The sequence below is a fragment of the Clostridium sp. AF15-41 genome, from assembly GCF_003604095.1.
Lineage (GTDB): Bacteria > Bacillota > Clostridia > Lachnospirales > Lachnospiraceae > Coprococcus.
This window is the reverse complement of the sequence record NZ_QTMQ01000017.1, coordinates 43,293-58,527: the sequence shown is the minus strand read 5'-3', so window position 1 is coordinate 58,527 and position 15,235 is coordinate 43,293. Positions and strand designations below refer to the sequence as shown.

The window sequence follows — 15,235 nt, the reverse complement described above, 5'->3', positions numbered from 1 at the left end:
ATTTATATTTCATATATAGAATTATATTTCAAGCATAGGATATTATTTTATAAATGACATCACAGGTAATAACCTACAAATACAAATTATCTTATAGTAAAAGCAGTGCCAGCAATTATTTTTCGTTGTGCACTGCTTACTATTAACTAAATTTAGAAAGAGAGATTTTATTAAATGGCACTTTTAGATAAATTAACCTCCGGTTCTTCCTCATCTCCTGATAATTCCGGAATGAGCAAACAAGCAAAACTTGTATGTGAACTGGTCGCAGATTTCAATAGTAACAACCTTCTTACACAGATTAGAAATAACAATCGTTCCAAAAGCGACATTGATAAAACATATAAATATCCGGATCATTTTACCAGCGAATTAATAGAAACAAAGAATTTCAAAATGGAAATGTTAAAATGGAAAAATTCCCATAATCCATATGTCATCCTTCAATTTCATGGTGGCGGATATGTCGGAGCTTTTAAGACACAGTATCGTATGTTTGCCGGTTTATATTCAGAACTTGGGAAAGGCGCATCTGTTCTTTCCATTGATTATCGTGTTGCCCCGGAGAATCCATATCCAGCAGCTTTAAACGATGCCTTATATTCATATGACTGGCTGTTAACCCATGGCTACTCTGAAAACCATATCATTCTGGCCGGTGATTCTGCCGGTGGCGGATTAGCTATGGCATTATGCCATTATCTTGCAGATCGAGATCGTATTCTTCCTGCCGGAATCGTAGCTATGTCTCCATGGACAGACCTGACAGCAAGTGGTCCATCCTATACAGAGAATTTTGAGATTGATCCACTTTTTGGAAATACAAATGAAAGCTTAATCTACAACAGTGTTTATCCGGGAGCTCATGACTCAAGTGATCCTTATATCTCACCATTGTTTGGTGATTTTACCGGTTTTCCTCCGATGCTGATTCAGGTTGGATCTAATGAGATGCTTTTATCTGATTCTGTTCTTGTTGCTGAAAAAGCAAAAGCCCAGGGTGTAAAAGTTCGTTTATCCATATATGAGAATATGTTCCATGTTTTTCAAATGGGTATGACCCTTATGCCGGAATCCAAAAAAGCCTGGGTGGAGGTTTCTAAATTCTTAGAGCAATTAATGATATTCTAACAGATATATAGAATAAACGGATAGGATACTCTTACACATAAAAATTTAGTAAGTAAACAAACATAAGATAGGATTGTCTTACTATAAAGAAGCAATCCTATTTTATGTTTCACGTGAAACACAGACATATTTTTTATTATTATATGTTTCACGTGAAATACAATCATACTTGTTTATCATTACTTGTTTCACGTGAAACACAGCGAGGAATTCATCTCACGAGAACATCTTTTTTAATTTTTTCTACATTTTTCAAAATAATAGTAGATATTTCTACATATTAGTGTTATAATAAGTCCATCGAAACGCAGTCTATACGTTTTGATAAGATTGATGTGACTACACATAATATAGCAAAATTTAATCCCCCCCTTTTTTTAAATTGCTCTTTCCGGAGCCCGCTATATCATGTTACGTCACATCTTTCCTTTTATATAGACATTTTCTTGTACCCGTTCTGCTAATTTATTTTTTAATTAGTGTGACGGGATTTTATAATATATAGAGATTTTTTCATTTCAATAATTCTATTATAGTGATATAATGGACAAGGAAAAAATAATACAACAAAGTAAAAAATAAATTTGTAAATAAAATGTTTCACGTGAAACATCTGTTATTAGACTTTAAGAAGGAGATTATCAACAAGTGGGAAGAATAATCGCAATTGCCAACCAGAAAGGTGGCGTAGGAAAAACTACAACTGCAATTAATCTTGCAGCCTGCCTTGCAAAAAAGGGAAAGAAGGTATTAGCTGTAGATATGGATCCACAGGGTAATATGACAAGTGGTCTCGGTATCGATAAGAATGCACTTGAATACAGTGTATATGATATGCTAAATGGCGATTGTAACCTTGGCGAATGTATGATTATTGATGCCTATCCCGATATCAAAGGTTTGAATCTATTACCTGCAAGTCGAGAACTCGCAGGTGCTGAAGTAGAATTTGTTACGGTAGAAGACCCACAATATGTCCTTAAAAATCATCTTAAAAGTGTAAGGCGAAAATTTGATTACATCATTATAGATTGTCCACCTGCTCTCGGAATGTTAACTGTCAATGCCTTAACTGCAGCCAACACAGTATTAGTTCCTATTCAGTGTGAATTTTTTGCTCTGGATGGATTATCACAGTTAATCTATACAGTAAATTTGATTCGAAAACAGCTTAACCGTTTACTAACGATTGAAGGAATCGTATTCACTATGTATGATTCACGAACAAATCTTTCTATGCAGGTTGTAGAAAATGTAAAAGAAAATCTGAATCAGCATATCTATAACACTATGATTCCCAGAAATGTACGTCTGGCAGAAGCACCAAGTTATGGAATGCCTATAATTGAATATGACCCAAAATCTGCTGGAGCTGAACACTATATGATGCTTGCAGATGAAGTAATCGAAAATGATTATTATAAATAAAATACAGGAGGAAAATCATGCCCACAAAAAAAGGTTTGGGAAGAGGTCTGAATCAACTGATTCCCACAGGCGATGAAGCAAGAACGAAATCCAAATCTACTCCTGGCGAAACAACAAAAACCATTACAAAAGAAGTTGTAAAGGAAGTTGTAAAAGAAGTAGAACAAAAAGTTAAGATAACACAGATTGAGCCAAATAAATCTCAGCCCAGAAAGCAATTCGATGAAGATGCATTACAGGAACTTGCAGATTCTATCAAACAGTATGGTGTATTAGAACCCCTTATTGTTACAAAAAAAGGCAAATTTTATGAGATTATTGCCGGTGAACGCAGATGGCGCGCAGCCAGACTTGCCGGTGTAAAAGAAGTTCCTGTCGTCATTCGGGAATATACAGATCGTGAAATTATGGAGATTTCTCTCATTGAAAATATTCAACGTGAAGATCTGAACCCAATTGAAGAAGCTCTGGCATATGAAAGCCTGATTAATGAATATAGTCTGACTCAGGAAGAAGTTGCTGAAAAGGTGTCCAAGAACAGATCAACTATCGCAAATTCTCTTCGTCTCTTAAAATTATGCGACGAAGTACGTCAGATGATTATTGAAGATAAACTAACAACCGGTCATGCTCGTGCACTAATTCCGATTGAAGACGCTGAATTACAGACAGAAGCGGCCAATTTTATCTTTGATAATAAACTTAGTGTTCGCGACACAGAGATTTATATTAAAAAGCTTTTAAGTATTCCGAAAGAGTCGAAAGAAAATATTGTAGCCACAAACGATTTATCTATCTTCTATAATGATATTGAAAGTCGTTTAAAAGATATTTTGGGTGCAAAGATAGCTATAAAATCAAAGAACAATGAAAAAGGAAAAATTGAAATAAATTACTATTCTCAGGATGAATTGGAAAGAATAACAGAGATGTTATATTCCATCAACAGAGAATAAACGGAAAGGAACTATATCAGATGAACAATACATTACTTGATAAGATTGGTCTGGATCCTGCTATCCTTTTCATCATTTTATTCATTTTAATCATCGCCCAGTTTATATTTATATTCTATATACTGGCAAATATACGAAAAAGAAATAAAGATATCAAACGTCTTCTAAACGGGAAAACAGCAGGCGATATGGAAGACATTATTCTTGATCGTTTTGCTGAAATGGACGCTGTTAAAAATAATTCCAAACGTCTTACAAAGGAACATAAAGAGATACAGGAAACTCTTGCCTCCTGCATAAGTAAGATTGGTCTTGTAAAATACGATGCCTTTGAAGGAATGGGTGGAAGTCTCAGCTTTGCTATTGCATTTATGGATAGCAATAACAATGGTATTGTTCTAAACTGTATGCATTCCAGAGAAGGATGTTTTGCATATGCTAAAGAATTGATTCGCGGAGAATCTTATGTTGCTCTCTCCGATGAAGAGAAAGAAGCAATTGAACGTGCAAAAACTCTGGATGAAGAAATTGAAGATATTATAGAACAATAATAATTTTCAGAACAATAATAATTTTCAGAACAATAATGACTTTAGTCAAAAAAATATAAAAACATATGGATATACAATATTCATATAAACTAGGAGGAATATCAAAAAATGATAGACATTAAATTTTTAAGAGAGAATCCAGATGTAGTAAAACAGAACATTAAAAACAAATTTCAGGACAGCAAGCTCCCACTTGTTGATGAGGTAATTGAACTCGATGCACAGGCAAGAGCTACACAGCAGGAAGCAGATGATCTGAGAGCAAATAGGAATAAACTGTCCAAGCAGATTGGTGCTTTAATGGCTCAGGGTAAAAAGGAAGAAGCTGAAGAAATTAAGAAACAGGTAACAGAACAGGCTGAGCGTTTATCAGAATTACAGGAAAACGAAACAGAACTTCAAGCAAAAGTAAAAGAAATCATGATGGTCATTCCAAATATCATTGATCCATCAGTTCCTATCGGTAAGGACGATTCCGAAAACGTAGAGATTGAGCGCTTTGGTGAGCCGGTCGTTCCTGATTTTGAGATTCCGTATCATTCAGAGATCATGGAACATCTTCACGGACTGGATCTTGATTCAGCAAGACGTGTAGCAGGAAATGGTTTCTACTATCTGATGGGTGATATTGCAAGACTCCATTCTGCTGTTATCTCTTATGCAAGAGACTTCATGATTGATAGAGGATTTACCTACTGTGTTCCTCCTTTCATGATTCGAAGCAATGTAGTTACAGGTGTTATGAGTTTTGCGGAAATGGATGCGATGATGTATAAGATTGAAGGTGAAGATCTTTACTTGATCGGTACATCCGAGCACTCCATGATTGGTAAATTCATCGATCAGATTATTCCGGAAGAAGAACTTCCAAAGACATTAACAAGCTACTCTCCATGTTTCAGAAAAGAAAAAGGTGCTCATGGTATTGAGGAACGTGGTGTATATCGTATTCATCAATTTGAGAAACAGGAAATGATCGTTGTCTGTAAACCGGAAGAAAGCAAGATGTGGTTTGATAAATTATGGCAGAATACAGTTGATCTTTTCCGTTCACTTGATATTCCTGTTCGTACTCTGGAATGCTGCTCAGGTGACCTCGCAGATTTGAAAGTTAAATCACTGGATGTAGAAGCATGGTCACCACGTCAGAAGAAGTACTTTGAAGTAGGAAGTTGTTCAAATCTGGGTGATGCTCAGGCAAGAAGACTTCAGATTCGTGTAAAGGGCGAAGATGGCAAGAAGTATCTTGCACATACCTTAAATAATACTGTAGTTGCTCCACCTAGAATGTTAATTGCCTTCCTCGAGAACAACCTTCAGGAAGATGGCTCAGTAAGAATTCCGGAAGTACTTCGTCCATACATGGGTGGCAAGGATAAAATTGAAGCTTAATTATATAAAATAGACTTTTTTGACCATAGTAAATTAGACTAAATTATAAAAATGTAAGACAGGAGGTGTCTGTATGCACAGTTATCTGCGTTCAATTGGTTTTTCCGATATAAAAAACAGAAGGCAATTGACTCCGATCACAAAAGAAATCATTGCCTATCCAACAACAAGAAATATTATAACTGTTGATGCAGACACACGTCTTGTCCAACTGACCAAAGACTTTGGAGAAGGCTTTGGCATTTCACTTGTTGGTGAAATGGATATCGACAACACAGTTTCATTTGAATATTACTTTCCTTATGTTCGCAGTTCTTCCGTAATGAATCAGGAACGCATCTATATAGAAAAGCACGGAGATAAAGAATCTTTTGCCGGTGTATGTGAGGATTATAATCTCGGCATGACACTTATCTTCTTTCTTACCAATGTTTCCGACTATGCAAATACAAAATGGATGAACTACTCCAACCATCTGATCAATAAGGCTTATATGTCCGGTCTGTCTACAAATGGTAAGATCATACTTGATATAGAACAGCTTCCACCATCAACAAAAGAACACAATCATTCTTCTGCTAACCGAAACAAGTTGATTGAAGCTGCCAGACAAGGTGATCGCACCGCAATGGAAAGTCTTACGTTGGATGACATGGATATCTATACACAGGTAAACCGTCGGTCACATTATGAAGACATTCTTTCCATTGTAGAAACAAATTTCATGCCATATGGTATTGAGACAGAACACTATTCTATTATAGGAAATATTCTGGACTACACCTTATGTAAGAATGATTATACAAATGATAATGTCTATCTTCTGAACGTGGAAACAAATGAAATGCTTATGACCATAGCCATTAATGAAAAAGATCTTCTCGGGCTACCGGCTCCGGGGCGCCGTTTTAAAGGTGAAATCTGGCTGCAGGGAAATGTCATTTTTTAAAAATTGACATTTCTAATATTCTTAGGTATCATAGTAATGTTAGGGTTTCTATAAAGTTTAACTCGTCTGCATTTGTAGCTCAGCAGGATAGAGCGTCCGCCTCCTAAGCGGAAGGCCGTGGGTTCGAATCCCGCCAGGTGCATTTTTTATGAAGTTCTTATATTTTAAATTATTTTCAGAATTTCATAGATGTAAATTAATTAATTTGAAAGTATACGACAGTTATTTTCATATAACAAATCAAAGGATCAATACACATGAACTATATCGTAATGGATCTTGAGTGGAATCAAAGTTATTCCGGTCATATCGGAGAACATCCCCGAATGCCTTTTGAAATTATCGAAATCGGTGCAGTTAAAGTAGATAAGAACTATCGCATCATTGATGAATACTCCAGTTTGATAAAACCCCGGATCTATAAAAAATTACATTCAAAAATCAGAACCATTTTAAATTATGATGAAACGGATCTGGCAAAAGGAAGAGGATTTAAAGAAGTCTGTACGGAATTTCTGGAATGGTGCGGTAAAGATTATATCTTTTGTACCTGGGGTCCCATGGATCTTACCGAATTACAGACAAATATGGCTTTCTACTATATGGACAAGCTTCCTCGTCCTTTGAAATTTTTAAATCTTCAGCAGATATATGCAAACATGGTCGATCCAACCGGTTCTACCGTCAGTAAACTGGAAAAAGCAGTTGCAGATTTTAATATACCGGAAGATGAACCTTTTCATTCTGCTGTAAACGATGCCAGATATACCGCTCTTGTTTTAAAAGAGATGCATCCAAGAAATTTGAAAGATTTATACAGCTTCGATCTGTATATTCATCCTACAAAAAAGGAAGAGGAAATTGTAGCCATACATAATAATCAGTATGAATACATTACAAGAGAATTTTCAAGCAAGCAGGAAGCAATGGACGATGAAGATATTACCTGTATAAGATGCTACAAATGTAACAAGAAGATCAATAAGAGGCTTGAATGGTTTTCAAACAGTCCGTCTTCTTACATCTGTGCAGGGAAATGCTGGCACCATGGTTATTTCAGTGGAAAGATAAAATTTAAACCACTTGATAACGGAAAATACTATGTTGTTAAAACAATTAAACCAATAGATAAAAACGGTGTTGAAGCTATCAAACAAAAACAGACAGAAATTCGAGAGAGACGTAAAGAAAAACGGCACACTCGTGCTACAAGATAATATTCTAACATTTGATAATAAAACGAACAGATCATTTTTCTGTATATTTTCCTAATAAAAATGGAGCAGGTTTACAAATACCTGCTCCATTTTTATATAATGTCTTTCATTGATATTATATATTTTTCATATTATATATTTTCATTTCTACTATACTTTTTTATTTTTCTTTCATTCCAAGAGGCTTCTTTGTCGCTGTTCCTGCTTTTCTTGGATACTCCTCCGGTGTTGCTGCTATCTTCTTCACGAAGACAAAACAACGCTCCATATCCGTATCAGGTATCGTTGTATGGAAGATATTCTCTACCTGTCCTCCAAGGATACGAATAGCTTTCTTTCCTGCATGGATCTCTTCATCCAGTCCGGATGCCTTATATGGAATAAAATATCCACCTGTCTTAACAAATGGCATACAAAATTCCGATAAAGAAGAAAGATTGGCAACTGCCCTTGATACCGCAAGATCATACTTCTCACGATACTGTACATTTCTTCCCCCATCCTCAGCTCTGCTGTGAACAGCTTCTATATCATCCAGCTCAAGCGTGCGGATAACTTCATTTAAAAACTTTACACGCTTATTCAGGGAATCCATCAAAGTTACCTTTAATCCCGGAAATGCGATCTTAAGTGGTATTCCGGGAAATCCTGCTCCGGTCCCTACATCTATGACTGATAAAGATTCATACAGCTTTTTATATTTTGCAAGTAGAAGACTATCTGCAAAATGCTTTATAATGACATCTTCCTTCTCTATGATGGCTGTCAGATTCATAACCTTATTCCACTCTACCAGAAGCTCATAATATTTCTGAAACTGTTCTAACTGATGATCACTTAATTCAATATCTATCTTCTTTGCTACTTCATATAGTCGATCCATATTTATGGTATCCTTTCTATATATTTTTGAACATATATATTACATCTCATATTATATGCTTTCAAAAATAACACTTACCTACAGATAATTTTATATTATCTTCATATCTGCTTTTTTATTTATTTTCTGATTCTCCGCCATGCTGCCTCATCTTCAGATAAACCAGCAGCACAGATATATCTGCCGGTGATACACCGGAGATTCTGGATGCCTGACCGATATTTTCCGGCTTGATATCCTTTAACTTCTGTCTGGCTTCTTTTCGAAGATTCGATACATCATCATAATTCAGATCAGCCGGGATCATTCTCTTTTCCAGCTTCTTAAACTGATGTACCTGTTCCGTCTGTCTCTTGATATATCCTTCATACTTGATCGATATATCAATTTGTTCGATCACATCCGCAGGCAACGGCTGTCTCTCCGGATCGATTGGTGCAATCTTCTCATAAGAAAGCTCCGGTCTGCGGATCAGCTCTGCAAGACTTACTGCTGTCTTTAACTCCGTTGTTTCCATAGAACGCAAGAATTCCTGAATCTTACTGTTTCCGCCAACCATCGTTTCATTTAAACGCTTTGTTTCTTCTTCGATCATTGTACGTTTCTGACAGAATTTCTCATATCTCTCATCGTCGATCAGCCCGATTTCATGACCTATATCGGTCAGTCGAAGATCCGCGTTATCCTGTCTTAACAGCAAACGATATTCTGCTCTGGAAGTCATCATTCGGTAAGGTTCTTTTGTCTCCTTTGTAACCAGATCATCGATCAACACACCTATATAAGCCTGTGAACGATCCAGTACAACAGGCTCTTTTCCAAGCACCTTTCTGGCTGCATTGATACCGGCCATAAGTCCCTGTGCTGCCGCTTCCTCATAACCGGAGCTTCCATTTAACTGACCTGCTCCAAATAAGCCTTCCACATCCTTAAATTCCAGTGAATGCTTCAGATTGATCGCACTGATACAATCATACTCAATCGCATAAGCATTTCTTACGATCCTGACATTCTCAAGTCCTTTCATGCTCCGTATCATCTTATACTGAACATCCTCCGGGAGAGAGCTGGACATTCCGCCCATATACATCTCATTTGTAAATTCACCCTCCGGCTCTATAAAAATCTGATGTCTCGTCTTATCCGGAAACTTCATAACCTTGTCCTCGATCGAAGGGCAGTATCTAGGTCCTGTACCTTCGATCACACCGGAAAACAATGGAGAACGGTTGATATTCTCACGAATGATCTCATGTGTTTCCTCATTTGTATAACAAAGCCAGCAGGATACCTGATCCCTCTTGATATCTTCTTCTGTATTTGTAAATGAAAATGGAACGATATGCTCATCACCCTTTTGTTCCTCCATCTGAGAGAAATCAATCGTTCTCTTATCCAGTCTTGCAGGTGTACCTGTCTTAAACCGGCGGATACCGATTCCGGCTTCTTTCATGGAATCCGACAAATGATTGGCTGCCATAAGTCCATTTGGTCCTGTATGATTTACGACATCTCCATAGATACATCTTGCTTTCAGATAAGTACCTGTACAGAGAACAACTGCCTTTGCATAATAGGTTGCACCGGAAAATGTCTTAACACCCTTAACCACGCCGTCTGTTACCATCAGCTCTGATACCTCAGCCTGACGTAATACCAGATGATCGGTATTCTCTAATGTATGTTTCATTGTACGGGAATAATTTGACTTATCTGCCTGCGCTCGAAGAGAATGAACAGCAGGTCCTTTTGATGCATTTAACATTTTGGACTGAATATAAGTCTTATCAATATTCTTTCCCATCTCCCCGCCGAGTGCATCCAGTTCTCTTACCAGGTGTCCTTTCGAGCTTCCACCTACGTTTGGATTACAGGGCATCATGGCTACACTGTCCATACTAACTGTAAAAAGAATCGTTTCAAGTCCAAGCCGAGCAGAAGCAAGTGCAGCTTCACAGCCTGCATGACCGGCCCCCACAACTACCACATCATAATTTTCTTCAACCACTGGCATTTATCCATCCTCCTATTTACCCATGCAGAATTCTTCAAATATCTTATCTGCAAGATCATCTCTGTTCGTTTCTCCTATAATAAGCCCCAGATGTTCATAAGCATCCATCAGGTCAATTGAGAAGAAATCCTCCTCCATACCCATATCAATGCTTTCTCTTACCTTTAAAAGACTTTCTTCGGTCTTCATCAGTTCTTCTTTATGTCTCGCATTTGTAATGTACAACTGGTCATTATAATCCAATTCTCCGGAAAAGAATTTGTCATTTAACAGATCATATAACTTTTCTTTTCCATCTCCTGTAGAAGCAGATAATTCTACGATATCACAACCAAGCTCGCATGTTATCCACATTTTATCCACAACTGTTTGTAAGTCGTTTTTATTCATAACGGCAATGACATTCTTGCCCTTAATCTCTGATATTATCTGCTTATCGTTGTCATCTAACGGTACAGATCCATCGATCACATATAAGATCAGATCTGCCTGTGATGCAAATTTCAGTGCTTTATCCACACCCATCTTTTCCACAATATCTTCTGTATCGCGAATACCTGCTGTATCCACAATGTTCAGTATAATACCATTTATGTTGACAACTTCTTCTAATGTATCTCTTGTCGTTCCTGCAATATCCGTAACGATTGCTCTGTTTTCTCCCAGAAACATGTTGAGAAGTGAGGATTTTCCGGCATTAGGCTTACCAACGATAACAGTCTTGATTCCCTCTTTTAATATTCTTCCGTTATCAAAAGTTCGCAGTAATTTATCCACATTATCACCCAATTTATCCACAATTATTTGTAGTTTTTGTGGATAACCATCCAGACTGTAATGTTCCGGATCATCAAGTGCCGATTCTATAAACGCTACATTATATAAAATCTGTTCTCTCATATCTATGATCTGATTCTTCAGATCACCACGCAGCTGCATAAGAGAAGATTTCACCGCAAAGTCATTCTTCGCACTGATCAAATCCATAACTGATTCTGCCTGTGACAGATCGATCCTTCCATTTAAGAATGCCCTTTTGGTAAATTCTCCCGGTTCTGCAAGTCTTGCACCATTTTTAATTACTGCAGCAAGTACATTTCTTAATACAACCATTCCTCCATGACACTGCAGTTCACACACATCCTCACATGTATAAGTATGCGGAGCACGCATCAGAAGCAGAATACCTTCATCCAGCTCTTTATCGCCATCATATACCTGTCCAAATGCTGCCGTGTAGCTTTTCATGCTTTCTATTTTTTTTTCTTTATTTGCCGGTCTGAACACCTTTGAAGCGACTTCAACTGCATTCTTACCACTGATCCTTATAATACCAACTCCGGCATTTCCCATACCGGTTGCGATCGCGGCGATCGTATCATTTACAAGCATATGATTTCTCCTGTTTCTATCTGATCAATATTCTACATATCGTTTACTGTCATGACAGATATCATGTATTTTATCTTATCATGTCATTTTATTTATACTAACATACTTTTAGATAATACACCTATACATACTTTTTTTCTATCCCTAAAAAAAATTTCCGGAAGCCGATTCACCAGAGCCGTTACCCTGATTCTTCGTTTTCCGGAAATCATATTTTTTCAGAAATTCATATTTACATATGTTTTTCTGTTTTTATACAAGTATCTGTTAGCAAAATACTTTATTATTTGTTATTCCTGTCGTATTTTTTTAAATATACGATAACCTTACGATATGGCTCTTCACCCTCGCTTCTTGTGGATACATACTTATCATTCTGTAAAGTAGCGTGGATAATTCTTCTCTCATAAGGATTCATTGGTTCAAGTGCAAATGAACGCTTTGTTCTCTTTACCTTGAATGCAATGTTCTTGGCAAGATTTTCAAGAGTTTCTTTTCTTCTTGCTCTGTAATTCTCTGTATCAAGCTTTACTCTGATATAAGAGTCACTCTTCTTGTTTACTGCGAGACTGATCAGATACTGGAGTGCATCTAATGTCTGACCTCTCTTACCGATCAGAATACCCATCTCAGGTCCTTCTACATCGATATCAAGAAGATTGTCTGTCTCATTAAACTCAATCTTAATGTCAGCCTGAATATCCATAGCCTTGAATAATGTTTCAAGATATTCTCTTACATCATCCACAAATGTTTTCTTCTTTCTGGCACTGATGACAAATGGCTTTGAACCGATCAGTCCAAGAAAACCTGTGCTTCCCTCACTGACTACATTATATTCCAGGTCTGTACTGGCACATCCAAGCTCAACACTTGCCTGCATAAGTGCCTCATCTAAAGTTTTACCTTTAAATTCTACAAACTCCATTATTTTTTTCCTCCCTTATCATTACTCTTATTCTGATACTGAAGCATGATATTTGCTTTGGAACCAATACTTCCAGATTTGTAATGAACGTTGTTTTCTGACTGTTTCACTTCATCAACTGTCGGATTCGTATAACTTTTCAGTCTTGAAGATGCCATTCTGTTAATACTTTCAGACTGGGTGCTATCTGAACTTACATTACCATTCTGAGCGTCCATCATTCTTTCATAGAATGACTTCTTACCAGGATGCTTTGCTTCTTTCTTTGCCTGCTTCTTATCTGCTTTTACTCTACATTTCTCAAGAACTGCTTCTTTATCACACTTCTTATAATAATTGTTGATAATAAGCTGTGTAATAATTGTAATAACAGAACCTATGATCCAGTAAAGACCAATAGCGATTGGCAGATTAATACAGATAAATAATGACATAAGCGGCATACCGTAAGTCATCATATTCATCATGCTGTTTGCCTGTGCAGCCGTAGGATCATTTGAATTTGTATTGGAAGCACTCATGCTGATTTTTGAAGATACAAACTGCAATACTGCTGACAGGATTGGAACGATCAGTGCTGCTGAAAGCTTCAATCCGGGAGCATCTGCAATATTCATATTAAATAAAAATCTGTTCATATTCTCAAAGTTCTGAATATAATCTGCTTCTTTTCCACTTGTAAATCCAAAAATATCCTGTAACTGTGACCAGTCATATGTGGATATCTTATCCAGTACATCAATTACCTTATTATTTGTAAGATCTCCATTTGATGCAGCCGTCATCATCTGCTTTGAAGCAGTAACTGCTGTAGAAACCTGACCTTCCTTATCTGTTGCAACCGCATTGATAATATCATAATATTTTGCACCGGAATCAAGTCCGATTGCCTGTAACTTGGAAGCATCTATCTTATCGATAGCTACACTCTGCATACTTGTTACAATCGCATCATACTTACCCTTCATATCTTCTACATAAGCAGGAATATTCTGGATAACACGGTACAAACCATAGAATACAGGAAGCTGGATCAGAGTTGGCAGACATCCGGATGTAAGGCTTACACCATACTTCTTCTGGATCTTCTGTGTCTCCTGCTGCTTCTTCATCAGGGATTCCTGATCTGTTTTATTGTTATACTTCTTTGTTGCCTTATTAATCTCCGGCTGGATAAAACTCATAATCTTAGAAGATTTCTGCTGTTTGAAATTCAACGGAAACAAACAAGCTCTTATAAAAAACGTAAATAAGATAACGCAGATACTAAGATTAACATATCCTATTCCCATGCTGTTACTGATAAGCTCGATCAATTTATACATAAGATCGAATATCTTACCGAATAACCAACATATCGGTCCTAAGATCAGACCGTCTTCTACTGTTAGAAACATCTTGTCCTCCTTTATGGAACGGGATCATATCCTCCTTTAGAAAAAGGATTACATCTAAGTATTCTCCATACAGCCAGGAGGCCACCTTTTATCACTCCATACTTTTCCAAAGCTTCGATCGCATATTGTGAACAGGTTGGAAAATACTTGCAGGTAGGATGTCCTTTTAACATGGACAAATACCTTTGATAAAATCTGATTAAACCAATTAACATTCTTTTCATTTTTAATTTTCACCATCTCTGACTAGCGTCAGTTTCTTCAGCCTGAACAGATGCATCATAGCACTTTCTATCTCATGATACCCTTTGTCCTTCGCTGTTGTTCTGGCAACGAACACAATGTCATAACCACTGCGGATACAGTCTTTGTTTAATCGATAAGCTTCTCTAATCAATCTGGTTACCTTGTGTCTCACCACACTGTTACCAACTTTTTTACTAACAGAGATTCCAAGTCTATTGTATTCCAAGCTGTTGGCTCTCAGATACATAACTAAATATTTATTGGCCACCGAATCCTTTGTGTTATAAACACTGCCAAACTCTCTGCTGTTTTTTAACGTAATAAAATTACTCATAACATAACCACCAAATCATTGATTGAAAATTAGAAAAACTAAAAAAGGCCACAACCTTGTGACCTATGCTGATAATTTCTTTCTACCCTTAGCTCGTCTAGCGGCCAGTACCTTTCTGCCATTAGCAGTACTCATTCTCTTTCTGAAACCATGTACTTTTGATCTCTGTCTCTTCTTAGGCTGGAAAGTCATCTTCATATCTATACACCTCCTTTAATTATTATGACCATGATTTATCCACATCCATTCGTTTCCTCTGTTTATAACAGACTCGGACGAACACATGTAGATACCTACAAAGTCCTTGCATATTATAAATAAATAACCACATACAGTCAAGTTTTTTTTGAATATTTCCTTTAAAATCAAGGGTTTTTACACTATAAAATACTTAGTTAGAAAAATGTGATTTTTTAT

The 15,235-nt window shown here is 36.8% G+C and carries 15 protein-coding genes and 1 tRNA gene; 8 read left to right on the top strand and 8 right to left on the bottom strand.

Annotation, left to right across the window (positions count from 1 at the left end; translation table 11 throughout):
- Positions 1–174: 174 nt before the first annotated feature.
- From DWW43_RS11005 to DWW43_RS10970, 8 genes are all read left to right on the top strand, one after another.
- Positions 175–1,131 (top strand): alpha/beta hydrolase, encoded by a 957-nt coding sequence (locus tag DWW43_RS11005; protein ID WP_119963580.1) that lies wholly within the window; start codon positions 175–177, stop codon positions 1,129–1,131.
- Between the two features lie 648 nt (positions 1,132–1,779).
- Positions 1,780–2,559 carry an AAA family ATPase gene (locus DWW43_RS11000; RefSeq protein ID WP_008401689.1) on the top strand — a complete coding sequence of 260 codons (780 nt, stop codon included), beginning with the start codon at positions 1,780–1,782 and terminating at the stop codon, positions 2,557–2,559.
- Positions 2,560–2,576: 17 nt separating this feature from the next.
- Positions 2,577–3,515 carry a ParB/RepB/Spo0J family partition protein gene (locus DWW43_RS10995; protein ID WP_008401688.1) on the top strand — a complete coding sequence of 313 codons (939 nt, stop codon included), beginning with the start codon at positions 2,577–2,579 and terminating at the stop codon, positions 3,513–3,515.
- A 20-nt stretch (positions 3,516–3,535) separates the two neighbouring features.
- A complete protein-coding gene (locus tag DWW43_RS10990; RefSeq protein WP_008401687.1) occupies positions 3,536–4,066 on the top strand; it encodes a DUF4446 family protein in 531 nt (176 codons plus the stop codon).
- A gap of 108 nt (positions 4,067–4,174) precedes the next feature.
- Positions 4,175–5,458 carry a serine--tRNA ligase gene (gene serS / locus DWW43_RS10985; protein ID WP_008401686.1) on the top strand — a complete coding sequence of 428 codons (1,284 nt, stop codon included), beginning with the start codon at positions 4,175–4,177 and terminating at the stop codon, positions 5,456–5,458.
- Positions 5,459–5,531: 73 nt separating this feature from the next.
- The gene (locus DWW43_RS10980; protein WP_008401685.1) at positions 5,532–6,407 is read left to right on the top strand and encodes a DUF3881 family protein; all 876 of its coding nucleotides are present in this window, start codon (positions 5,532–5,534) and stop codon (positions 6,405–6,407) included.
- Between the two features lie 68 nt (positions 6,408–6,475).
- A tRNA-Arg gene (locus DWW43_RS10975) sits at positions 6,476–6,549 on the top strand.
- A 115-nt stretch (positions 6,550–6,664) separates the two neighbouring features.
- On the top strand, positions 6,665–7,624 hold the full coding sequence (locus tag DWW43_RS10970) for a 3'-5' exonuclease (protein WP_008401684.1): 960 nt from the start codon (positions 6,665–6,667) through the stop codon (positions 7,622–7,624).
- Positions 7,625–7,784: 160 nt separating this feature from the next.
- Here DWW43_RS10970 and rsmG read toward each other — a convergent pair whose 3' ends face one another.
- The 8 genes from rsmG to rpmH all read right to left on the bottom strand — a co-directional run bounded on the left by rsmG (position 7,785) and on the right by rpmH (position 15,016).
- Entirely contained in the window at positions 7,785–8,507 is a 723-nt protein-coding gene (rsmG, locus tag DWW43_RS10965) for a 16S rRNA (guanine(527)-N(7))-methyltransferase RsmG (RefSeq protein ID WP_119963578.1), read from the bottom strand.
- 115 nt (positions 8,508–8,622) lie between these two features.
- A complete protein-coding gene (mnmG, locus tag DWW43_RS10960; protein ID WP_119963577.1) occupies positions 8,623–10,521 on the bottom strand; it encodes a tRNA uridine-5-carboxymethylaminomethyl(34) synthesis enzyme MnmG in 1,899 nt (632 codons plus the stop codon).
- Positions 10,522–10,533: 12 nt separating this feature from the next.
- Positions 10,534–11,913, bottom strand: a complete 1,380-nt coding sequence (gene mnmE, locus DWW43_RS10955; protein WP_119963576.1) for a tRNA uridine-5-carboxymethylaminomethyl(34) synthesis GTPase MnmE — start codon at positions 11,911–11,913, stop codon at positions 10,534–10,536.
- A 283-nt stretch (positions 11,914–12,196) separates the two neighbouring features.
- Positions 12,197–12,841: an RNA-binding cell elongation regulator Jag/EloR gene (gene jag, locus DWW43_RS10950; RefSeq protein WP_118482950.1), complete on the bottom strand. Its 645-nt coding sequence runs from the start codon at positions 12,839–12,841 to the stop codon at positions 12,197–12,199.
- Positions 12,841–14,238, bottom strand: a complete 1,398-nt coding sequence (locus DWW43_RS10945) for a YidC/Oxa1 family membrane protein insertase (RefSeq protein WP_119963575.1) — start codon at positions 14,236–14,238, stop codon at positions 12,841–12,843. Before DWW43_RS10945 ends, jag begins: the two co-directional genes overlap by 1 nt.
- A gap of 11 nt (positions 14,239–14,249) precedes the next feature.
- Positions 14,250–14,462 (bottom strand): membrane protein insertion efficiency factor YidD, encoded by a 213-nt coding sequence (gene yidD, locus DWW43_RS10940; protein ID WP_084770674.1) that lies wholly within the window; start codon positions 14,460–14,462, stop codon positions 14,250–14,252.
- Between the two features lie 2 nt (positions 14,463–14,464).
- A complete protein-coding gene (gene rnpA / locus DWW43_RS10935) occupies positions 14,465–14,818 on the bottom strand; it encodes a ribonuclease P protein component (RefSeq protein WP_008401675.1) in 354 nt (117 codons plus the stop codon).
- Positions 14,819–14,881: 63 nt separating this feature from the next.
- Positions 14,882–15,016: a 50S ribosomal protein L34 gene (gene rpmH, locus DWW43_RS10930; protein WP_004852723.1), complete on the bottom strand. Its 135-nt coding sequence runs from the start codon at positions 15,014–15,016 to the stop codon at positions 14,882–14,884.
- Positions 15,017–15,235 lie beyond the last annotated feature (219 nt).